This is a genomic window from Acinetobacter sp. V116_7, from assembly GCF_056735735.1.
The window spans coordinates 1,100,747-1,123,039 of the sequence record NZ_JBWZIF010000028.1; the positions used below are offsets into that span (position 1 = coordinate 1,100,747).

Annotated in this window: 22 protein-coding genes and 1 pseudogene; 8 read left to right on the top strand and 15 right to left on the bottom strand. The window is 38.4% G+C overall.

Annotated elements, in window-relative coordinates:
- The first annotated feature begins 5 nt into the window (after positions 1–5).
- Positions 6–815, top strand: a complete 810-nt coding sequence (locus AC1PJP_RS19195) for a peptidoglycan DD-metalloendopeptidase family protein (RefSeq protein WP_479768188.1) — start codon at positions 6–8, stop codon at positions 813–815.
- Here the strand turns inward: AC1PJP_RS19195 and AC1PJP_RS19200 are convergent.
- The 3 genes and pseudogenes from AC1PJP_RS19200 to AC1PJP_RS19210 form a co-directional block, all read right to left on the bottom strand.
- Positions 812–1,237, bottom strand: a complete 426-nt coding sequence (locus tag AC1PJP_RS19200) for a GNAT family N-acetyltransferase (protein ID WP_151987350.1) — start codon at positions 1,235–1,237, stop codon at positions 812–814. The genes AC1PJP_RS19195 and AC1PJP_RS19200 overlap by 4 nt on opposite strands.
- A gap of 94 nt (positions 1,238–1,331) precedes the next feature.
- Positions 1,332–1,754 carry an OsmC family protein gene (locus AC1PJP_RS19205; protein ID WP_005041936.1) on the bottom strand — a complete coding sequence of 141 codons (423 nt, stop codon included), beginning with the start codon at positions 1,752–1,754 and terminating at the stop codon, positions 1,332–1,334.
- 135 nt (positions 1,755–1,889) lie between these two features.
- Positions 1,890–1,952 (bottom strand): annotated as a pseudogene (locus tag AC1PJP_RS19210) (hypothetical protein); the annotation flags it as partial.
- Between the two features lie 241 nt (positions 1,953–2,193).
- Between AC1PJP_RS19210 and crp the strand changes: the two are divergent.
- The gene (gene crp / locus AC1PJP_RS19215; RefSeq protein ID WP_004793675.1) at positions 2,194–2,901 is read left to right on the top strand and encodes a cAMP-activated global transcriptional regulator CRP; all 708 of its coding nucleotides are present in this window, start codon (positions 2,194–2,196) and stop codon (positions 2,899–2,901) included.
- 159 nt (positions 2,902–3,060) lie between these two features.
- Complete coding sequence (locus AC1PJP_RS19220) at positions 3,061–4,110, top strand: NADP(H)-dependent aldo-keto reductase (RefSeq protein WP_151767709.1); 1,050 nt, start codon at positions 3,061–3,063, stop codon at positions 4,108–4,110.
- Positions 4,111–4,165: 55 nt separating this feature from the next.
- On the opposite strand, the gene AC1PJP_RS19225 is transcribed toward AC1PJP_RS19220, so the two are convergent.
- The 6 genes from AC1PJP_RS19225 to gap all read right to left on the bottom strand — a co-directional run bounded on the left by AC1PJP_RS19225 (position 4,166) and on the right by gap (position 10,504).
- Positions 4,166–4,945 carry a M48 family metallopeptidase gene (locus AC1PJP_RS19225; RefSeq protein ID WP_013198497.1) on the bottom strand — a complete coding sequence of 260 codons (780 nt, stop codon included), beginning with the start codon at positions 4,943–4,945 and terminating at the stop codon, positions 4,166–4,168.
- Positions 4,946–5,060: 115 nt separating this feature from the next.
- Positions 5,061–5,378: a hypothetical protein gene (locus AC1PJP_RS19230; RefSeq protein WP_013198498.1), complete on the bottom strand. Its 318-nt coding sequence runs from the start codon at positions 5,376–5,378 to the stop codon at positions 5,061–5,063.
- Between the two features lie 119 nt (positions 5,379–5,497).
- The gene (locus tag AC1PJP_RS19235; RefSeq protein ID WP_013198499.1) at positions 5,498–6,817 is read right to left on the bottom strand and encodes an adenylosuccinate synthase; all 1,320 of its coding nucleotides are present in this window, start codon (positions 6,815–6,817) and stop codon (positions 5,498–5,500) included.
- Between the two features lie 63 nt (positions 6,818–6,880).
- Positions 6,881–8,047, bottom strand: coding sequence for an ATP phosphoribosyltransferase regulatory subunit (locus tag AC1PJP_RS19240; RefSeq protein WP_003652693.1), 1,167 nt, complete (start codon positions 8,045–8,047; stop codon positions 6,881–6,883).
- A 198-nt stretch (positions 8,048–8,245) separates the two neighbouring features.
- A complete protein-coding gene (locus AC1PJP_RS19245) occupies positions 8,246–9,319 on the bottom strand; it encodes a hypothetical protein (RefSeq protein WP_479768190.1) in 1,074 nt (357 codons plus the stop codon).
- A gap of 165 nt (positions 9,320–9,484) precedes the next feature.
- Positions 9,485–10,504: a type I glyceraldehyde-3-phosphate dehydrogenase gene (gene gap, locus AC1PJP_RS19250; RefSeq protein ID WP_479768192.1), complete on the bottom strand. Its 1,020-nt coding sequence runs from the start codon at positions 10,502–10,504 to the stop codon at positions 9,485–9,487.
- Between the two features lie 270 nt (positions 10,505–10,774).
- Between gap and alaS the strand changes: the two genes are divergently transcribed.
- The 3 genes from alaS (at position 10,775) to csrA (ending at position 15,257) form a co-directional block, all read left to right on the top strand.
- The gene (gene alaS, locus AC1PJP_RS19255; RefSeq protein ID WP_479768264.1) at positions 10,775–13,411 is read left to right on the top strand and encodes an alanine--tRNA ligase; all 2,637 of its coding nucleotides are present in this window, start codon (positions 10,775–10,777) and stop codon (positions 13,409–13,411) included.
- A 65-nt stretch (positions 13,412–13,476) separates the two neighbouring features.
- A complete protein-coding gene (locus AC1PJP_RS19260) occupies positions 13,477–14,757 on the top strand; it encodes an aspartate kinase (RefSeq protein ID WP_004793772.1) in 1,281 nt (426 codons plus the stop codon).
- Between the two features lie 245 nt (positions 14,758–15,002).
- On the top strand, positions 15,003–15,257 hold the full coding sequence (csrA, locus tag AC1PJP_RS19265) for a carbon storage regulator CsrA (RefSeq protein WP_004793773.1): 255 nt from the start codon (positions 15,003–15,005) through the stop codon (positions 15,255–15,257).
- A gap of 67 nt (positions 15,258–15,324) precedes the next feature.
- Here the strand turns inward: csrA and rnhB are convergent, their stop codons facing one another.
- Both rnhB and AC1PJP_RS19275 read right to left on the bottom strand, forming a co-directional pair.
- Positions 15,325–15,891: a ribonuclease HII gene (rnhB, locus tag AC1PJP_RS19270; RefSeq protein WP_004793774.1), complete on the bottom strand. Its 567-nt coding sequence runs from the start codon at positions 15,889–15,891 to the stop codon at positions 15,325–15,327.
- A gap of 70 nt (positions 15,892–15,961) precedes the next feature.
- On the bottom strand, positions 15,962–16,351 hold the full coding sequence (locus AC1PJP_RS19275) for a hypothetical protein (RefSeq protein ID WP_004793775.1): 390 nt from the start codon (positions 16,349–16,351) through the stop codon (positions 15,962–15,964).
- Between the two features lie 236 nt (positions 16,352–16,587).
- On the opposite strand from AC1PJP_RS19275, the gene AC1PJP_RS19280 reads away from it, so the two are divergent.
- Positions 16,588–17,145 carry a cytochrome b gene (locus AC1PJP_RS19280; protein WP_252060143.1) on the top strand — a complete coding sequence of 186 codons (558 nt, stop codon included), beginning with the start codon at positions 16,588–16,590 and terminating at the stop codon, positions 17,143–17,145.
- A 44-nt stretch (positions 17,146–17,189) separates the two neighbouring features.
- On the opposite strand, the gene AC1PJP_RS19285 is transcribed toward AC1PJP_RS19280, so the two are convergent.
- The 3 genes from AC1PJP_RS19285 to AC1PJP_RS19295 all read right to left on the bottom strand — a co-directional run bounded on the left by AC1PJP_RS19285 (position 17,190) and on the right by AC1PJP_RS19295 (position 20,172).
- Positions 17,190–18,188 (bottom strand): adenosine deaminase, encoded by a 999-nt coding sequence (locus AC1PJP_RS19285; RefSeq protein ID WP_151987342.1) that lies wholly within the window; start codon positions 18,186–18,188, stop codon positions 17,190–17,192.
- Between the two features lie 116 nt (positions 18,189–18,304).
- A complete protein-coding gene (locus tag AC1PJP_RS19290; protein ID WP_004793782.1) occupies positions 18,305–19,624 on the bottom strand; it encodes an NCS2 family permease in 1,320 nt (439 codons plus the stop codon).
- A 320-nt stretch (positions 19,625–19,944) separates the two neighbouring features.
- Positions 19,945–20,172, bottom strand: coding sequence for a hypothetical protein (locus AC1PJP_RS19295; protein ID WP_013198505.1), 228 nt, complete (start codon positions 20,170–20,172; stop codon positions 19,945–19,947).
- A 572-nt stretch (positions 20,173–20,744) separates the two neighbouring features.
- Here AC1PJP_RS19295 and AC1PJP_RS19300 point away from each other — a divergent pair.
- Positions 20,745–21,467 carry a pirin family protein gene (locus AC1PJP_RS19300; protein ID WP_005299292.1) on the top strand — a complete coding sequence of 241 codons (723 nt, stop codon included), beginning with the start codon at positions 20,745–20,747 and terminating at the stop codon, positions 21,465–21,467.
- A 75-nt stretch (positions 21,468–21,542) separates the two neighbouring features.
- Here the strand turns inward: AC1PJP_RS19300 and AC1PJP_RS19305 are convergent, their stop codons facing one another.
- Positions 21,543–22,163 (bottom strand): TetR/AcrR family transcriptional regulator, encoded by a 621-nt coding sequence (locus AC1PJP_RS19305; RefSeq protein ID WP_002163161.1) that lies wholly within the window; start codon positions 22,161–22,163, stop codon positions 21,543–21,545.
- Positions 22,164–22,293 lie beyond the last annotated feature (130 nt).

Here is a 22,293-nt window from a genome sequence, read left to right on the forward strand (position 1 = left end):
GAAAAATGCACTTTAAACACATTCTATTAACAACAACTTGTCTTTTTACTTCAGCACTGGCAGTCGCTCAACTTCCTCAAGACTCAAGAAGACCCGGTGGCATCGCAGTTGTCCCATTAACCGCTGATATTACTCAGGTCACTTTTCAACAAAAGCCAGTTTTAATTAGTCACGAAGGTCAGCAGCATTATGCTGTTGTGGGTATACCCTTATCTACCCCACTTGGCAATGTACAACTCGACACGAATAAAACCCCTATTCAAATAGAAATTAAGTCCTATCCTTATGCGGAGCAACGGATTAAAGTCACTAACCAAGATTATGTGAACCCGAACCAAAGCCAGTTAGACCGTTATGCTCAAGAAGCTAAAGAACAAAATGATGTGTATAGCTCATTTACAAAGAGTTCTTGGCAAACTTTACCAGCATTTATACGCCCGACTTCAGGGAAATTTTCTAACTCTTTTGGACGAAAGCGTTTTTTTAATGGTGAAGAGCGTGCTCCCCACTCAGGTTTAGATATCCCTGCGCCAATAGGACAAAAAGTTGTTGCACCCGCAGATGGTGTCGTTATCCAAACTGGATCTTATTTTTTTAATGGTCAAACCGTGTTGATTGATCATGGCCAAGGCCTAGTCAGCATGTTCTGCCATTTAAGCGCAATTAAAGTAGAGAAAGGCCAACATATCCGCCAAGGAGAAACACTAGGTTTAGTGGGCAAAACTGGACGTGTGACAGGTCCTCACCTACATTGGGGCATGAGCCTTAATAATGCTCGGGTAGATCCTCAGCTTTTTCTAAATACAGCTCGTTAATTTAAGGTTTTACGAAAATACTTTGGTGCTTCGATATAGCCTTCTCTTAGGTAAAATTGATGTGCCAAAGGTCTTTGCACTCCAGAATGAAGTTCCATTCGATCACAACCACGGCGCTTGGCTTGTTGCTCAGCTTCTTGTACGAGTAACCGCCCTACACCTTTACTACGCATATTCTCATCAACGCACAGATAGCATATTTTGGCAAAGTCACCCTCTAAGGCAATTTGCGGAATAAAATAAAGAGATAAAAAACCACAAATCTTGCCCTTTTCTTCAGCAACCAAAATTTGTGAGTTAGCGTCATTATGCAGTATTTCAAATTTTTCTTGGATAAGAGTGAGTGGCTGTGGGTAGCCCATCTGTTTAAGTAAATCGCATATTGCTTGAGTATCTTCCCATTTAGCAGTCCGAATATTCATTTCATCTCTCCTCTTATTTTTTAGTTATTTTTGACAATAAAAAAGCCAACTCTAATGTCAGCTTCTTTTAATTTTTAGCTATCAAAAAACTGTCTTATTCCGCTTCAATAATTTCAAAGTCATGGGTAATTTCTACACCACCATCGGAAAGCATTTTACTCGCTGAACAATATTTTTCGGCAGACAATTCAACCGCTTTTGCAACCTGTTTTTCTTTAACAGCTTTACCCGTTACCACAAAGTGTAAGTGGATTTTAGTAAAAACAGCCGGAATTGTGTCAGCACGCTCAGCTTTTAAATTACATACAACATTCGTCACATCTTGACGAGATTTCTTTAAAATGGTCACAATATCAAACGAAGCACACCCACCAAGTCCCATTAATAGCAACTCCATAGGACGTGGGCCACGGTTTTCACCACCATACTCAGGTGAGCCATCCATAATGACACTATGCCCACTATCCGATTTCGCTTCAAAAGCAACATTCTCTAGCCAATGTACACTTGTTTGCATTGCAACTACCTAAAAAAAATTATAAATTTAAGCAGGGTCTGTTGACATTTCATCTATGGATTGCGTTAGAGCTAAAAATTAATCCAAATAAGACGCAAAACCCAGACAATGGCAATCCTTTGTCCAGTTTTGTTATATAGTTTGTGAAATTTCAGCCATAATCTGAGTTGCCATTTAAGCAGCGCAGGCACAGCGCAAGACCATGTTATTTTGTACGTTCCGTTGTTAAGATCTATTTATTTAGAATGGCTAAATTTCATAGCTCTTGCTTGGTAACGTCTAAAAGAATTGTCTTATGTCGCAACCATCTGTGAAATGTCAACAGACCCTTGTTTTGTACACTAACATAAAATGAGTTGATAAGGAATTTCATCTCTTCTGTGTAATAGCTCATCTCGGGCTTGTGTGAATTGTTTACCCTATTCGGAACATATTAAGCATGACTTCAAATTTTTCACAACTCAGCACAGATGCTTTATCTCCGGGGCAACTACCTGAATCCGTTAAAGCATTGTTAAAACGTGCTCACATCAACAGATATCCAAAACGAACCACAATTGTTGATGCCGGAACAGAGTCAAAATCTTTATACTTAATTTTAAAAGGCTCAGTTTCAATTATTTTACGTGAAGATGACGAACGTGAAATTGTCGTTGCGTATTTGAATCCGGGCGACTTCTTTGGGGAAATGGGGCTTTTCGAACCGAACCCTCAACGTACAGCTGAAGTTCGTACTCGTGATGTCTGTGAAATTGCAGAAATTTCTTATGACAACTTCCACGAACTTAGCAAACAATATCCGGACTTAAGTTATGCTGTTTTTGCACAACTTGTTCGTCGTCTAAAAAATACAACTCGTAAAATGACAGATCTTGCGTTTATTGATGTGTCTGGACGTATTGCACGTTGTTTAATCGACTTATCTTCACAACCAGAAGCAATGATTTTGCCAAACGGTCGTCAAATTCGTATTACGCGTCAAGAAATTGGCCGTATTGTGGGATGTTCACGTGAGATGGTTGGCCGTGTACTTAAGACCTTAGAAGATCAAGGCATGATCCAGACAGATGGTAAAGCTATTCTTATTTTTGATGTTTCATTAGAAGAAGCACCTGTTTCTGATGAAGACTATGATGATGAAGAATAATATTTATTAAGTTTTTAATAAAAAGCAAACTTCGGTTTGCTTTTTTTATATGCAACAATGAGTTAATACACAAAACTTACAAACTATTCTAATTTTATGATTTAAGTTGAATACATATTCTCCGTTAGGCTAACTCAAAATTCCCAAGGATTCCGCTGTATGCAATTTAACCCACTTAGTCGCACAGGCCTCAAGCTTCCAGAAATTTGTTTAGGCACCATGACATTTGGTGAGCAAAACTCTCAGCAAGAAGCATTTGAACAACTCAATTATGCTCTGGCACACGGTTTATATTTTTGGGATACGGCAGAGATGTATTCGGTTCCGCCAAAACCTGAAACCTATGGTGCAACTGAAACGATTATTGGCAATTGGTTTGCCCAAAATGGTCAACGTGACAAAGTCTTTCTTGCCTCTAAAATTGCAGGGCCAGGCTTTGGAGGAACTCACATCAGAGAAGGCCATACGCGCTTCAACAACGATCATATTGCTAAAGCCCTAGATGGCTCCCTGAAACGTCTCCAAACCGACTATATCGATCTCTATCAACTACATTGGCCTGAACGTCATACCAACTTTTTCGGTACGCTAGCTTATGGCAACCAGCAAGCACAAAATGATTACGATACCACCCCTCTAGAAGAAACATTACTTGCTCTACAAGAAGAGATTAACCGAGGACGCATTCGCTATATTGGCTTATCGAATGAAACGCCGTGGGGCACTATGAAATTTTTACATTTGGCTGAAAAGTTAGGTGTAAGTAAATTTGTAAGTGTTCAAAATCCATATAGCCTTCTCAACCGTACGTATGAAATAGGTATGTCTGAAATTGCTAAATATGAAGATGTTGGTTTACTCGCTTACTCTCCTCTTGCGTTTGGCTATCTCTCTGGCAAGTTTAGAAATGGCGCTCGTCCCGCGAATGCTCGTGTCACATTATTTCCACGTTTTAGCCGCTATAGTAACCCTCAAAGTGAGTGGGCAACTGAACAATATGCACAGCTAGCTGAGAAACATGGGTTAAGCTTAACTCAAATGGCATTAGCTTTTATTAAACAACAATTCTTTGTGACCAGCACAATTATTGGTGCCACTAATCTAGACCAACTTAAAGAAAATATTCAGGCATTTGAAATTGAACTACCTGCTGAAGTCTTACAAGGCATTGAAGCCATTCATGTCCAACAGCCCAACCCTGCTCCTTAAATAAAAAAACGGATGCTTAAGCATCCGTTTTCTTTATCTATAAAAAATTTATATCTTATTTACGGCCATTATAAATAGCCATTGCTGCAGGCAAGTTTTGACGCATATCGCTAATACGCTGAGAGTTAGATGGGTGAGTAGATAAGAATGATGAACCACCACCACCTTCAAGCTTATTCATTTTTTCCCAAAGTGTAATCGCTGCATTTGGATTATAACCTGCACGTGCCATTAGCATTAAGCCACCTTGGTCAGCACGACTTTCCAAACTACGAGAATATGGTAAGCCTACACCCACTTGTGAACCTAGCTGAGCCGCAGCAGTACCAAGTTGGCCAACATTATTGCCAGCATAGCTTAAACCAATACCAAGAGCTAAATCAGTTAGAGCCTGAGCACCGATTTTACTTTTTGCGTGCTCTTCTAAGGCGTGAGTCATTTCATGTCCCATAACAGCTGCAATTTCAGCATCTGTCAGGTTCAATTTATTTACAATGCCTGTATAGAACACCACTTTACCACCTGGTGCTACATAAGCATTAATCGTATCTGATTTCAGTACTGCCAACTGCCAGCTAAAAGGCTGACCAGTCTGGTTCATCTGGTTCGCATAAGGTTTTAAACGGTTAAAAACAGCATTAATACGGCTATAGGTACTTGAACTTGTATCCAAAGTTCCTTTGCCACGTGCTTCCTGCACCATCTTATTAAAACCTTGAGCAGATTGGGCATTTAAGGTTGCAGTATCTGCACCCGCCATGTCCGCTACTGTTGCACAGCCAGAAATGGTCATCACACTTGCCGCACACAAGCTTAAAAAGAGTTTTTTATTCATAACATGGATCACCTAAATCGAGAAAAAGCTGTTTATTCTTTTGCACTTATTATAAGAAATACCGCTTACACTTTGAATGTCTCATTTCTTCATGATCATAGTATTTATGTAACGATCAAGCCGATAAAGTCATCAAATAAATCCAGAAAATTAGACATATTATATTTAAGCCAAGATAAACATAACTTAAAAACTTAACTTTCTCTTCAAGATTAGGACTTTCTCTTTTCCAGAGTAAATAACTATTTTGTATGAGCACCACAGGAATTAACACACATGCGAACAATACCGACAAACTCATAAACGCGGTCATGAAGAAATCTTCATGATATTCTTGACCATAAATAACTAACATCGCCAGTGTCGGTGAACCACCAATAGCGAATAAAAAAGAATAAAAAATTGTTTTCGAAATAGTTGGTTGTAGCTTCATCCTGAGCCCATCATTCCTTATCTATCTAACGTTTTAATCTGAATCGAATAAAACGAAAACTGCACTTTAGTCGGGTATAAAAAAGCCCCCTTTTAGGAGGCCTTTTTAATCTTTGCTAATTAAGCAGAGAATGGATGACGTAAAACAATTGTTTCTGCACGGTCTGGACCAGTTGAAACGATATCAATCGGACATTCGATTAATTGTTCAATACGCTTCACATAAGCTAAAGCATTTGCTGGTAATTGATCGATACTGGTTAAACCAACAGTCGATTCGCTCCAACCTGGCATAGTTTCATAAATTGGTTTCAAGCATTCAAAAGAAACCGCATCAGAAGAACCTACACAACCTGAGTCTGTATTTTCATAGCCCACACAGATTTTTACTTCTTCTAAACCATCTAGAACGTCTAGTTTAGTTAAGCAAATACCAGAAAGTGAGTTTACATCTACAGAACGGCGAAGGATTTCAGCATCAAACCAACCACAACGACGTTGACGACCAGTAGAAGCACCAAATTCATGACCAACTGTACCAAGGTGTTTACCCACTGGGTCACCAGCATCAGCAGCTGCATCGTAAACCAATTCAGTTGGGAATGGGCCAGCACCTACACGTGTTGTATAAGCTTTAGTAATACCTAATACATAATCAAGATGTAAAGGTCCCATACCTGAACCAGAGCTTACGCCACCAGCAGTTGTATTTGAACTTGTAACGTATGGATAAGTACCGTGGTCGATGTCTAAAAGTGAACCTTGAGCGCCTTCAAACATTACAGGCTTACCTTCTTTGCGGTAGTCATGTAACACTTTAGTCACGTCAATCACTAATGGAGCAAGCACTTCGCGCCATTCGTTGCAAAGAGCCAATACATCTTCAAATTTAACAGCTTCTACACCGTAGAACTGAGTTAACTGGAAGTTATGTAACTCAAGCATTTCAGACAGTTTTTCTTCTAATGCTGCGCCACCACGAACAAGGTCAGCAACACGCACTGCACGGCGAGCCACTTTATCTTCGTAAGCAGGACCAATACCACGACCTGTAGTACCGATTTTAGCATTACCACGTTTCTTCTCACGTGCCTGATCAAGTGCAATGTGGTTAGGCAAAATGAGTGGACAGTTTGGAGAAATACGTAGACGTTCTTTAACAGGAACACCTTCTGCTTCCAAAATTCCCATTTCTTCAATTAACGCGGCTGGTGAAAGTACTACACCATTACCAATTAAGCACAATACGTTTTCACGTAAAATGCCTGATGGAATGAGGTGCAATACAGTCTTTTTACCACCTACGACAAGAGTATGACCTGCGTTATGTCCGCCTTGATAACGTACTACCGCAGCCGCCTGATCTGTGAGCAGGTCGACGATTTTACCTTTACCTTCGTCGCCCCATTGGGTACCAAGTACCACAACATTTTTGCCCATAATAGCCTCATTACATCATGCTGTTAAAATTGGAAACCACCAGTAAAAACTTACTGTTGGCGTTTAAATCTTTTCAATATTCCATTGACCATTTTGCGCCACGAGTTGATGGGTCGCGTATGGAATAGAACTTAAATCATCATTACCTAACAATTGAACGACACGTAAACCTTGAGCGCGTGCATTCGAAATTGCTGAGAGTAAATCTTGTTCTGAGCCTTTTGGAGCAACAACAGTTTCTATTTCGGCGAACTGATTTGCACCTAAGGCATATAAATCGCAACTGAAGCCAGTAGCAGGACGCGCACGACCAAAGTGCTCACCAATACCATCATAACGGCCACCCTGCGCTAACGGCGCAGCACGGTTTGGTGCATAGACTGCATACATTAAGCCAGTGTGATAGTGATAACTACGTAGCTCTACAACATCAATACCGATGTTGAGATTTGGCCAACGACCTTTAATTTGCTCAAGTGTCGTCTTCAGTGCATCTAATGCTGACTTAAATTCAGCATCTTGCAAAATATTGGCACTTAAATTCGTCTGCAATGCTTCTAGATCACTAGAATAACGACCAAGCGCATAGAAATCAGAACCCATGTTAAGGCTTTGAGTAAACTCTGCTAACTCTGGCAATGCTTTTCTTTGATAAAGATCAGACAGTTCATGTTCTTCATTTTTTGACAGGCCAGCATACTTCACTAGACTGCGGAACAAGCCTACATGGCCCAAATCTAAATGTGCGCCTTGTAATGTGTAGATGTTTTCAATCAATCCCAGCATAACATCGACCATTTCGACATCAGCTTCGATACTATCGTGGCCATATAACTCTGCACCTAATTGCAAAGGTGCACGTGTGGCATTGAAATTTTGTGGTTTAGTATGTAATACAGTCCCTGAATAACAGTAACGTGCAACACCTTCAACTGGTCTTACATGTGCATCAATACGTGCAACTTGTGGCGTCATATCAGCACGAACACCGAGTAAACGGCCTGAGAGCTGATCAATAACCTTAAAAGTTACTAAATCTAAGTCTTGATTTGATTCTGATAATGAAGACAACGATTCGATGTATTCGATAAATGGTGTATATACCAATTGATAACCTCGCACCGCGAGGAAATCTAAAGCTTCACGGCGAAGTTTTTCAATGACTTGTGCCTGTTCCGGCAATACATCTGCTACCCCGTCAGGCAGCAACCATGTCTCTGAAATGGTCATATTTCAAGCCTAAAATCTGATCAACGTGGAACGACCCCACATAAAAAAATCGGGAACACACCCGATTTCTCTTAGTGTAGCATGATACTTTCTGCCATGCACCTGACAATTTGCATAAATCTTTCTTAATAAACTCTAAAGTCAAAAAGAAGATAATAAGAATAAACAATAGTATTCAAAGCCTTACTCTCATCCAATTTAGTTACTTACTAAAGTTCTTCGACTAAAGAAAGGGCTAATATCTGAACTATCGCCGGGTTGCCAGTTAACTAAATTTAATCTTTGAATAGCTTGAGCTGCTTGAGTATTAAAAGCAAAGCAACCTTTTTCAAGATTTGCGATTTTTAATTTTTGTCTGAAAGCAGTTAATGAATGCGTATTATTAAGCGGGTTATCTTCTATAGAATAAAGGTGAGACTTCTCATACGCCAAACTTCTATCAGCATCCCATACACTGCTTGATACAAACTCTATAGAAGCAGACTGGTCATTATTATTCCCCAGTACGCTTTCAATATCACCAGTTTCCAAGTTTTCTAAAACAGTTAAGTTATAGCCATGCCACTGCGAGTTTAGAAGCCTAAAATACTTTTTATCTTGACCTAAGTTATTATATCTTTCGATTATTGACTGCTTTTTTTCACTAAACGTGGGATTGGCATTAAAACTAGATATATATGAAATATAAGATTGATTCCATTGAGTCTCTTTTAAACGATAACAATAACTATTTTTTGGAAACGTAACATTCTTATAGTTTTGGTAAAATTCAATTAAATTTTTATCAAGTTGATTATGAAGGCCTGTTTCTAGATTTTTATTTTCTTTATAGCCCGGCAATACACGATCAAAGATATTTTCACCATCTAACTTCACAATTTCAAACTTTAAATTTTTTTTCAAATCAGGAGTTAACTCATAAGTCCAACTACTAGGTGTTAACCTTTTTACAATATTTGTTTGCAGTGTCTCTTTATTTAAAATTTTCTGTTCAGTTAAAAAATCATTTTTTAATGGTTGATTGCGTGACTTTGCAAAAAATATTTCATTATTTTTAATTGGATATTGAGTAATTTCAAAAAAATCACTATAGATACCTGAAGAAATATCAGAAGATTGATAATAAACTTGGTAAATTTTGTCTTCTTTTTCTAAATTATTTTCAGCTTGACCATTGGTATTTTGATCTGAGCTTTCACCACCACAAGCAGTTAAAATAATAGTAGATGTAAAAATTAAAAAAACACTTATTCTTTTTGAATTAAATTTCATATGAACTCTATAATTAAAATTTTAATGTTTGCGAATCATACAAATAGATATAATTTTACACAACACTAATATTTATAATTTTCATTATTTTTAACTTTTTATACTTCAAATTAATAATTACAAAAAGGATGTTTATTCAACATCCTTTATTACTTTAATTCACTTTCAGAAAGAATCGCACAAATCTAATAATCGATTTGCATAGCCCCATTCATTATCGTACCAAGCAAATACTTTAGCTTGATGCCCGACAACCATAGTTTGAGTTAAATCAACAATGAGTGAATAAGGAGAATGGTTAAAATCGCTTGAAACTAATGGCTCATCAGTCACTGCCATAATTTCCGCATAGTCGGTTTGAGATGCTTTAATTAGCAATTCATTAATATGATGCACAGTAATTGGAGATTGCGCGATAAAAGTTAAGTCAATTGCAGCTACATTAATAGTAGGTACCCGAATTGAATAACCGTCTATACGGTCTTCCATTTTAGGCATAACACGTTTTAATGCACCAAGTGCACTAGACGTGGTCGGAATAATATTTTGTCCTGAAGCTCTAGCGCGGCGCAAATCACGATGTGCATGATCAAGTACAGATTGGTCTGCCGTTACTGCATGAATTTCGGTCATAAGCGCTGTTTCAATACCAAAAGCATCATCAATGATTTTCACCAATGGAACTAAAGCCTGCGTAGTACATGAAACGCTTGATATGATCTGATCAGTCACTTTGACTTCATGATGGTTCACACCATAAACAATGGCTGCATCGACATGATCAAAAGGTGCTGCCCCAATAATCACCCGCTTCGCCCCTGCTTGTAGATGACGCGTTGCATCAGCGTGAGAACGGAACAGTCCTGTACACTCAAGCACCACATCAACATCTAAACTAGACCATGGTAAAAGTTCAGGTTGTTTCTGCTTTAAAACCTCAACTTTTAGGGTTCGTTGATTTGACTGAATATTCAAAAAAACTTTTTCATTTTCAATGAAAATTTCCACATTTCCATTGAAGCGGCCATGTGTTGAGTCATATTTAAATAAATGCACTAATGTTTGCACATCAGCTATATCGTTAATCGCCACGATTTCAAATTGAAATTGTTTTGGGCTCTCAAACCAGGCACGTAAAACATTACGTCCAATTCGGCCAAACCCATTAATGGCGATACGTTGCATGACCTATCCTTATCTACAAAACTACAGGCTAAAGAAGGCATATAGTAAAGCACGTCATGCCCAATTGAATATAGATTTTTAGCCAAATCACAGTTTTGTAAGATATTCCTTTTAAAATCGTTGGTTCGGTGGGGTTTTTCCGCTACAATTTAGCGTTTTTAAAAAATAAGCCCCGTATCACATGCCAAGGTTTTGCATAAAACAAACAGGCATTGATACATTTAGCCAAATTCGAAAATATGGAGTGACTTGGTTGTGAGTACTCGTTTAATGACATCTGCTGAAATTCGTGAAGCATTTTTGCGCTACTTTGAGACGCAAGGGCATACACGTGTCGCGTCGAGTTCTCTTGTTCCTGCCAACGACCCAACTTTATTATTTACAAATGCTGGGATGAACCAGTTTAAAGACTGCTTCTTAGGTCTTGAAAAACGTGACTATGTACGTGCAACTACATCACAAAAATGTGTACGTGCTGGTGGTAAACACAATGACTTAGACAACGTTGGTTACACTGCTCGTCACCATACATTCTTTGAAATGTTAGGTAATTTCTCATTTGGTGATTATTTCAAACGTGATGCACTTAAATTCGCTTGGGAATTTTTGACTAGCGATGAATGGTTAGCTCTCCCTAAAGATCGTTTATATGCGACCGTTTATCACACCGATGATGAAGCTTATGACATCTGGAATAAAGAAATTGGTTTAGCACCTGAACGTATTATCCGTATTGGTGATAATAAAGGCGAAAAATACGCATCTGATAACTTCTGGGCAATGGGTGACACAGGTCCATGTGGTCCATGTTCTGAAATTTTCTTTGACCATGGCGATCACATTTGGGGTGGTTTACCAGGCACACCTGAAGAAGATGGCGACCGTTTCATCGAAATCTGGAACAACGTTTTCATGCAGTTCAACCGTACTGCTGATGGCGTGCTTCACCCTCTCCCTGCTCCATCTGTTGATACAGGTATGGGCTTAGAACGTATCTCTGCAGTATTGCAACATGTTAATTCAAACTACGACATTGACCTGTTCCAACATTTATTAAAAGCTGCTGCAAACATTATTGGTATTGAAGACGAAGGTCAGCCTTCTTTACGTGTTGTTGCAGACCATGCGCGTTCATGCTGTTTCTTAATTGCTGATGGTGTTAACCCAAGCAATGAAGGTCGTGGTTATGTACTACGCCGTATTATCCGCCGCGCTGTGCGTCATGGTAATAAGCTTGGTGCAACCGGTACATTCTTCTACAAAATGTTGCAACCTTTAATCGAAGTTATGGGTGAGGCTTATCCTGAACTCGCAGCTCGTAAAGATGTGATTGAAGCAACTTTAGTTCGTGAAGAAGAACAGTTTGCTAAAACACTTGAGCAAGGTTTAAAACTACTTGAAGGTGAACTTGCTCAGTTAAAAGACAAGACTATTCCTGGTGCGACAGTCTTCAAACTTTACGACACTTACGGCTTCCCAACAGACTTAACTGCTGATATTGCACGTGAACGTGACTTTATTATTGACGAAGCTGGTTTTGAAATAGAAATGGCTGCTCAGCGTCAACGTGCTCGTGATGCTGGTAAATTTGCTATTGACTATAACAGCATTGTACAAGTTGAAGGCGAAACCCAGTTTGACGGTTACATCAACACCACTGGTCAAGGCCAAATTGTAGCGATCTACAAAGATGGTGTACAAGTTGATGAAGTTTCTGAAGGCGACGAAGCACTTATCGTTTTAAACCAGACTCCTTTCTATGCAGAAAGTGGTGGTCAGATTGGTGACACAGGTATCTTCAAAAACGAAACTGGTATTTTTGAAGTTCAAGATACTAAGAAATCAGGCGGTGCCTTTGTTCATCAAGGTATTGTGACCGTTGGTAACCTTAAAGCTGATCAAAACGTTGAAGCAATTGTTAAAGCAGATATTCGTGAAGCTACTGCGCGCAACCACTCAGCAACTCACTTATTACATGCTGCTCTACGTCAAATCTTAGGTTCACACGTACAACAAAAAGGTTCTTTAGTTGCAAGTGATATCTTACGTTTTGACTTTGCTAACGATCAACCTGTAACTTTTGAACAGTTACAACAGGTTGAGCGTTTAGTTAATGCAGAAATTATCGCAAATACAGCTGTAACCACTGAACTCCTTGACATTGAAGCGGCAAAAGCAAAAGGCGCAATGATGTTGTTCGGTGAAAAATACGGTAACGAAGTTCGTGTTCTCGCTATGGGTTCAGTGATTGATGAGAAAAACTTCTCAATTGAACTTTGTGGTGGTATTCACGTTAAGCGTACAGGTGATATTGGTTTATTTAAAATCACTTCTGAAGGCGGTGTAGCTGCTGGTGTACGTCGTATTGAAGCAGTGACTGGTACTAAAGCTTTAGAAGTAGTACAAAAAACTGATTCAGATATCCAGCACATTAATGGCTTACTAAAAGCACAGAAAGACCAAACTGTTGAGCGTGTACAGGCTAATGTAGAACTTGTTTCTGCATTACAAAAGCAGATTGAACAGCTCAATCAGAAATTGGCAAACTTCCAAGCGTCAGAATTGATTGATCAGGTACAAACGATTTCTGGTCGTCAAACGCTTATTACCACTGTTCAAGGTGTAGACGCGAAATCACTTCGCAACTTACATGACAGTGTTAAATCAAAATTAGAGAATGCAGTTATTGTGTTAGCTGGCGTAGAGGGTGACAAAGTTAGCCTACTTGCTTCAGTTGCATCACAATACACTGCAAATCTAAAAGCAGGTGACATCATCAAACATCTAGCAACCGAGTTAGGTGGTAAAGGTGGTGGTAAACCTGACTTAGCACAAGGTGGCGCGCCACTTAACGAGAAGTTTGGACAAGTTATTGCTGCATTACCTGCATGGCTTGAACAAAAATAAGACTTCACTTTTTGTGTAACTGACCCTGAAAAGCCTCTCAGGGTCATGGCTTATATGGAAAAACTATGGCATTAATCGTTCAAAAATATGGCGGTACTTCTATGGGTACCCCCGAGCGCATTTTAAATGTTGCTCGTCGTGTTAAGCGTTGGCATGATCACGGTCACAAGGTTGTTGTGGTCGTATCTGCAATGAGTGGTGAAACAAACCGCTTACTTGCTCTCGCTAAAGCCATTACCGAAACACCTGACCCACGCGAGTTAGACCAAATGGTTTCAACCGGTGAACAGGTGACGATTTCCATGTTAGCTATGGCACTTAATTCGATTGGTGTGGAAGCTAAATCCTATACCGGACGTCAAGTCGGTATTAAAACTGACAGTGCATTTACCAAGGCGCGTATCGAGTCTATTGATACAGATGTCATGACCAATGACCTAGATGCAGGCCGTGTTATTGTTGTTGCAGGTTTCCAAGGCTTTGACGCTAATGGAAATATCACAACACTAGGCCGCGGTGGTTCAGATACTTCTGGTGTTGCTCTTGCTGCTGCCCTAAAAGCAGATGAATGCCAAATTTACACTGATGTAGATGGCGTTTACACCACTGACCCGCGTGTTGCTCCTAAAGCTAAAAAAATCGACCGTATTTCTTTTGAAGAAATGCTAGAAATGGCTTCATTAGGTTCAAAAGTTTTACAAATTCGCTCAGTAGAATTTGCCGGAAAATATCAAGTTCCTTTACGTGTATTATCAAGTTTTGATAATGATAACGACGGCGCGTTTGACGAAGAATTTAAAGAAAATGTAGGTACACTCATTACGACTGAGGCGGAAGATACTATGGAACAGCCAATTATTGCAGGTATTGCTTTTAACCGTGACGAAGCAAAATTAACGATTTTAGGTGTACCTGATGAACCAGGTATTGCTTCTAAAATTTTATCACCAGTAAGTGATGCCAATATTGAAGTCGACATGATAGTGCAAAATGTTGAAGAAGATGGCACAACAGATTTCACTTTCACTGTAAACCGTGTTGATTTAGCGAAAGCTGAAAAAATCTTGAACGAAACTGCCAAAAATATTGGTGCCCGTGAAGTTTCAACACGTGATGACATCGTTAAAGTGTCTATCGTAGGTGTAGGTATGCGTTCACATGCAGGCGTAGCGAGCAAGATGTTCACTGCCCTAGCTGACGAAGGCATCAACATTCTTATGATTTCAACTTCTGAAATTAAAGTTTCTGTCATTATTGACGAGAAATATCTTGAACTTGCTGTTCGTTGTCTACATACCGCTTTTGGTTTAGATCGTGAACATGGTGAAAGCAGCGCCCGCGCTTAATTTTACCAAACGGTCAATAATTCATTAAAAAATGTTTACTTGTCCGACAATAATCAAAGAAAACACAGAGCCGCTATAGTTTTTTTTATAGCGGCTCTGTTATATTAAACGGAAAGTTTTTTGGCAGTGATTATCAAAATATGACTTTGTTCTCATATTTCTGTTAGAATCTGACTGAAAACTGAGGTTGAGCTTTTATTTGGGTACCAATATTGCAGTTTTAAGCGTTTAGCAAGGAGATAAACATGCTGATTCTGACCCGCCGTGTCGGGGAAACATTAATGATTGGGGATCAAGTCAGTGTTACTGTGCTTGGCGTCAAAGGAAACCAGGTTCGTATTGGTGTGAATGCACCAAAAGAGGTTTCTGTTCATCGCGAAGAAATTTATCAACGTATTCAACATGAACGTGCAATGCATGAACACCTTCAACATCTTGATCAAGATTATCAAGTTTCTTTTGAAGATGATAATTATGCACAGAAAAACTTCAATCGTTAATATGAAGTTATTCTCTCCCTAATTAAAGCGACTTTCTAGTCGCTTTAAATTTTTTAGGACTTTGTATTTATAAGCCTAGAGCACGTTTAACAGGAGCATAGCTGCGGCGGTGCTGATCGATTACCCCATGCGCTGCAATCGCTTCAAAATGCGCTTTAGTTGGATATCCTTTATGTTTGGCAAAACCAAATAATGGATATTGCTGATCTAATTCTGCCATTTGTCGGTCACGTGTAACCTTTGCCAGAATACTCGCAGCACTGATCTCTGGATGACTCGCATCTCCCCCAACAATAGCTTCACAAGGAATAATGATTCCTTTTGGAATTTGATTTCCATCTACAATCACTTTTTGTGGTTGAGCTTTTAAACCATCAACAGCACGCTGCATAGCCAAAAAAGTCGCTTGTAAAATATTTAATTCATCAATTTCAGCGTGCGTTGCTTCTGCAATTGACCAAGCTAAAGCTTTTTCTTGTATTTCAATAAATAACTTTTCACGTTTCTTTTCAGTTAATTTTTTAGAATCATTTAATCCCTCAATTGGATTATTCGGATCTAAAATAACAGCCGCTGCCACAACGGAACCTACTAATGGGCCACGTCCCGCCTCATCTACACCAGCAATAAACATTTACTCTTCACCTTTAAACAAAAGAGGCTGATCAATAGTAATCAGCCTTCTTTAATACAAAAATCATTAATTACTTTTGTAAAGCTTCTGCCACACACTCATTTACAGTTTTTGAAACCACTTGGTTTACAATTGTAGCACGTGCATTTACATCAAATGCAGCCGCTGCCAATTCTACCGCCGTTACACTATTTGGTGCCTTTTCGCTCACACAACCACAAACATTTGTTTGAATGCTATCACGTTGCTCAGCAGTCATAAGCTTTGTTGCTGTTTTCCAAGCGGCAACATTATTAATCTCTGTAATACATTTCGCATTTACAGCAACTTTTAATGCAGCCACACCCAACTGCTGAGTTGTTGTTTGTGCAGAAGTAGCGCCTGTACCCGTACCTGTAGTCGTTGCACACGCTGTTAAAGCTAAAACAACTGGCGCTAGAGCGAGCATCAATTTTTTCATCATTTTTTCCTTTGATTGAACGTTGGCAGCGCGTATTGTGCCTAAACTCGACTTTAGAAGAAACAAATAATTTGATGCATTTATGCAATCTTTTTCCACAGCAAAACTCAGCTCATCAAATGCATTTTTCCTTAAACGTTCTGTTTTTAGCACGCTCTGTTACATTTAAAACATTTCTCAAAATCAGTGCTTTCTCATAAAATTGAAAATCAAAACGACAAAAAAATAGGTTTTTTATGCCTGCTGTTTCATCTCAGTATTACACCCGTACCGCACAAATCCTGCATTGGGTGATGGCAATCATTTTCATCGCAGCATGGGCTATTGGTTTCTATAGTGGAAATTTTTTAAGTTATGACGTTGATGGCCCCTTTAAAGGCGATGTCATTACGCTGCACAAAAATATTGCAACCACCATTATCTTTTTGGTGATTATCCGGATTTTATGGCGCTATACACATCCAGCTCCAAAACTACCTGACAGCATGTCTCCAATGATGAAAACTCTGGCTCACATTGGTCATCTATTGCTTTATGTGATTTTGGTGGCTTTACCTGTCACGGGTTGTTTATTTAGCTGGAGCGCGGGTCACCCTGCCCCTGTTTTATATTTATTTGAAATTCCGCGTTTAGTACAAGATAACCCAGAGCTTTTAGCTGTTGTTAAACCATTACACGTTTATATTTCTTGGTTTGCAGGCTTGCTTATTGTTGGGCATGTGCTTGCAGCTTTAAAACATCACTTTGTTGATAAAGACAATATTTTAAATAGTATGACCAAACAACCTAAATAAAACGTATGTATAAAAAAACCGCCTGAGATAGGCGGTTTTTTTATTTAGATTTTTTGGATTTCTGCAATCCACTTTTGTTTTTCTTCATCTGAAATGAAAGAGGCTTCAAAAGAGTTAATTGCGAGTTGCTTCAACTCATCATTGTTTAAGTCTAAAGCTTGTTGGATAGCAAAGAAATTATCATTCATATATCCACCGAAATATGAAGGATCATCTGAGTTAACCGTCACGTGTACACCTTTTTGCAATAGACGACGGATATTATGATCTTTCATATCCTTAACAACACATAGCTTTAAGTTACTTAAAGGACAAACAGTTAAAGGCATTTTTTCGTTAATTAAACGCGTCATTAATTGTTCGTCTTCTTCAGAACGTACACCATGATCAATACGATTCACTTTGAGTAGATCTAAAGCTTCCCATACATATTCAGGTGGACCTTCTTCACCAGCGTGAGCAACGATTAAGAAGCCTTCTTCACGAGCTTTAGCAAAAACACGTTCAAATTTAGCTGGCGGATGCCCTACTTCACTTGAATCGAGGCCGACTGCAATAATGTCTTGTTTAAATGGTAAAGCTTGTTCAAGTGTTTCAAATGCAGCTTCTTCACTTAAATGACGTAAGAAACACATAATCAATTGAGAGCTGATACCAAACTTAGCTTTAGCATCTGCACACGCACGCTTTAAACCACCAATCACTGTTGAGAATGCAACACCACGGTCAGTGTGAGTTTGCGGGTCGAAGAACATTTCTGTATGAACGACATGATCTTCAGCACATTTCTCAAAATAGGCCCATGCTAAATCATAAAAGTCTTGTTCATGTACAAGAACATTCGCACCAGCATAGTAAATATCTAAGAATGATTGAAGATTATGAAAGTTATAAGCTTGCTTTACTTCTTCAACAGATTTGTAAGGAATCTGAATCTGATTGCGCTGGGCAATTGCAAACATTAATTCAGGTTCAAAAGTCCCTTCAATATGCACATGCAATTCGGCTTTTGGTAAGGCGCGAATCAGCTCGACTTGATTCATATTAACTCCACATCTAAAGAAAAAAGGGTGTGGTCAAAATCACACCCTTCTATAACTTTCTTCTTATTAGAAACTATGACTAAGATAGCTCAAGAAAAAAATTATAAAAAATCATATTAACCGCCAAACGCGATAAATTTAAATACCCAAAGTGCAGCAATAATCCATACCATGTACGGTACAGTTTTTGCCTTACCCGTGAATAATTTAACTAATGCATAGCTAATAAAGCCCATTGCAATACCATCAGCAATTGAATAGGTGAATGGCATAAATACAATAGTTAAAAAGGCTGGAACAGCTTCTGTAATATCATCCCAATCGATATGAGTGATACCTTGAATCATCAACACACCAATGAACAATAAAGCTGGCGCTGTGGCAAAACCTGGTACAGATTGAGCAAGAGGTGCTAAAAATAAACAGCAGATAAATAAGACAGCAACCACAACAGCAGTTAAACCAGTACGTCCACCCGCAGCTACACCTGAAGCTGATTCAATATATGGCGTAGTTGAAGATGTACCTAATGCAGCACCAGCAACAATTGCAGTAGAGTCTGCAAATAATGCTTTCTTCAAACGAGGTAATTTACCGTCTTGTAAAAGACCCGCACGGTGTGAAACACCAACCAAAGTACCCGTACTGTCAAATAAATCGACAATAAAGAATACAAAGATGACGCCGACCATACTTGCTGTAAATAGACCTTTAAAGTCCATTTGCATGAACGTTGGTGCAATTGAAGGGATTTGCCCCACTACACCTTTAAATTCGTTTAGACCTAAAGCAGTAGCAATGCCTGTAACGACTAAAATACTAATAATGATTGCACCGCGAATCTTTAACTGATGTAAAACTACAATCATTAAAAATCCGAATAGCGCTAATAATACTGTAGGCTGTTTGATATCACCTAAACCGACTAATGTCGCTTGGTTATCAACAATGATTCCTGCATTTTTTAGTGCAATCAGTGCTAGGAATAATCCAATACCCCCACCGATTGCAAACTTAAGTGACATCGGAATCGCATTGACAATTGCTTCACGAATTTTAAAGAAGCTAATTGCAAGAAAAACAAGGCCTGAAACAAAAACAGCCGCTAAAGCTGTTTGCCATGGCACGCCCATCCCCATACAAACCGAGTAGGTAAAGTAAGCGTTTAAACCCATACCAGGGGCCAGTGCGATTGGATAATTTGCAATGATCCCCATTACTAAACATCCGATTGCTGCTGCCAAACAGGTCGCAACGAATACGGCACCATGATCCATGCCGGTTTCAGATAAAATGAGTGGATTGACAATAATGATGTAACACATCGTTAGGAATGTAGTTACACCAGCAAGAACTTCAGTTCGGAAAGTGGTTTTATTGTCGCTTAACTTAAATAAACGCTCTAACCAGCCTGCCGAAGAATTGGGCGCCGCCATAAGTAGCCTCTATGCAAAATCTGAACTGTGGAATATTTACTTCTATGTAGGTCGCTGAACAATATTGTTTTTCTGTTCAGCCCTATAAACAAGAATCTCAAACTTATGAAGCAACAAATATGCCACTCATTTGATTTCTAGCTCGTACATAGGAAATAGCCACAGCCCCTCTTGAAACACAAAAAAGCTGCATAACCCCTATGCAGCTTTTTTACTATACGTTAAATAAGTTTAACAGATTCAACAGAAACATGATCAAAATTTATGAAAAGATATGACCAATGACAAAGTAAAATTCAGAAATTTATCATTCAATATTTTTAGAAAATAATTCTTTTCTCACTTATATATCCTTGCAAATTATAAGAAGCCAAATTGCTGTGGTGAGCATGATTAGGATTGCGTTCGATACTTTGTAAATTTTGTTCTGCTTCTTGAATGATCCGCATTAGCTCTTGATGTCTTTTATTTTGAGTATCTAAATAGGCCCAATATCCCAATACAAAGACGATACCCACACACAACACTATTAATACTTTATTGATCATTATTATTATCTCTATGTTTTTAATGTTAATGATCTTAACAAAAAATTATAGCTTTGTGAATATTTTCACATTTATTTACAATAACACACTCTCACTCAAACTATTGAAAAGAAAGGTGATTTTAATTTCACCATTACAATCATTGGTAAATACAAAACATTTCCATTGAAAAGTAACTTTATTTCCAAATAGTTTAGGTTTAATTATTTTTAATATTAGCTTTTTATTCATTCCCATTATTAAGTTCATTTAAATACACAGAGTAGACTAATGTGTATATAGCATGAAATATCTCTAAATTTTCTACCAATTAAATAGGATAAAAAGATTCATTTTTCTTTCAATTGTTCTATTTAAAAGTGTTTGGCGATCTCGCTATTTCTCCATTTTCATCTTTAGCTTTAAAAGTAAAATTTCAATTTTAACCCAAAGAGCCCTTTTTCTTAGTCAAAAAATAATTTTCATTTAATCGTTCTAAAAATCGTACCAAGCTTTCCATTTTCAGTGCTTTATTACAATAAACGCTACGATAAACTACGCTCAGATAGAAAATTAAATCAGGAGAATACATCATGTTTGATATGCGTTTATCTCACGAGCGTGGTGCAGCACATCATGGTTGGTTACAATCAAAACATAGCTTTTCATTCGCTAACTATTGGGATCCTAAACAAGTTGGTTTTTCTGATCTACTTGTAATTAATGATGATAACGTTGCTCCATCTAAAGGCTTTGGTACTCACCCTCACCGCAATATGGAAATTATTTCCTATGTGCTTGAAGGTGCATTAGAGCATAAAGACTCAATGGGTACAGGTTCTGTGATTGTGCCAGGTGACATTCAGCTCATGAGTGCAGGTCGTGGCGTTGCTCATAGTGAATTTAACCATTCAGCTCATGAAGGCGTTCATTTCTTGCAAATTTGGGTTGTTCCAAATGAAGTGAATACAGATCCGGGCTACCAACAAGTTCATATTGATGAAGCAGACAAACGCGGTAAATTGCATTTGATCATCTCACCGAAAGGTGGTGAGAAAACTTTATCGATCAAACAAGACATTAATATTTACTCAGGTCTTTTTGACGGTGAAGAAACTGCTGAATTTGTGATTCCTGAAGGTCGATATGTTTACCTACACGTTGCTAAAGGTCGTGTTGATGTAAATGGTAAAACATTTAACACTGGCGATGCTGCACGTATTCGTGAAGGCGGAAGTTTATCGTTTACCAATGGTGATAACGCCGAAATTTTGATTTTCGATATGCGTCCTGAAGAAGTTCCAACCATGCCATAATGTAACTAAGCCCTCGCATAAAATTTATGCGAGGGCTTTTTTATTGTTGATCGGACTTAAAAATTCTAACTCAGCTCAATGTTCTTCTGAACGTGCCATCTCTGTATTGATATAGCTCATAATCATCGTGGTTAGCCCCTGCACCATTTCATCAAAACTAATATAAGGATTTGGCAAAATAAGATGCCGTGCGACATTAAAAATTCCGCTATTGATACAAATGTAGGTAATTACAGGCAAATTATTGATTTTTAGGTATTTAGGATTGTGCATCATATATTTCATGATCACTTCCATTAAAGCCTGTTCAATTTTTGGGATGTATTTGTCGTACTGCAATTCCCCTGCATAGCGCAAAACAGTCAAATAGCGGTCATTATTTTTCTTTAATAAATCACTAAAAGTATAAAAAATCATTTCGATGACAGGCTCTAACTCCAACTGTAAAATCGTCGGTGTAAGCTCTGTAATCATGTCCAGAATTTCCCGAACAAAAAAGTGATTCATCGCATCATAAATTTCTTCTTTATTTTTAAAATATTCGTATAAAGATCCGACACTCACCCCTGCAATCTCTGCAATATGGCGTGTTGTAGTACCACTTGGTCCGTGAAGTGCCACTGCAATAAAACCTGCTTCAATAATCGTGTCGACAGTGACTTTGGCTCGAGTTTGACGAGGTTTACGCGTAGTCATACGATCTAATCAATAATCCGAACATAAAGTCAGATTAGCATGTAATTTGACTCAGAAGAAATATAAAAACAAAATCCGAATAGTTGTCAAACTTAGTAAAAAGAAATGGGAAAAACATGCCCCAAGCTAT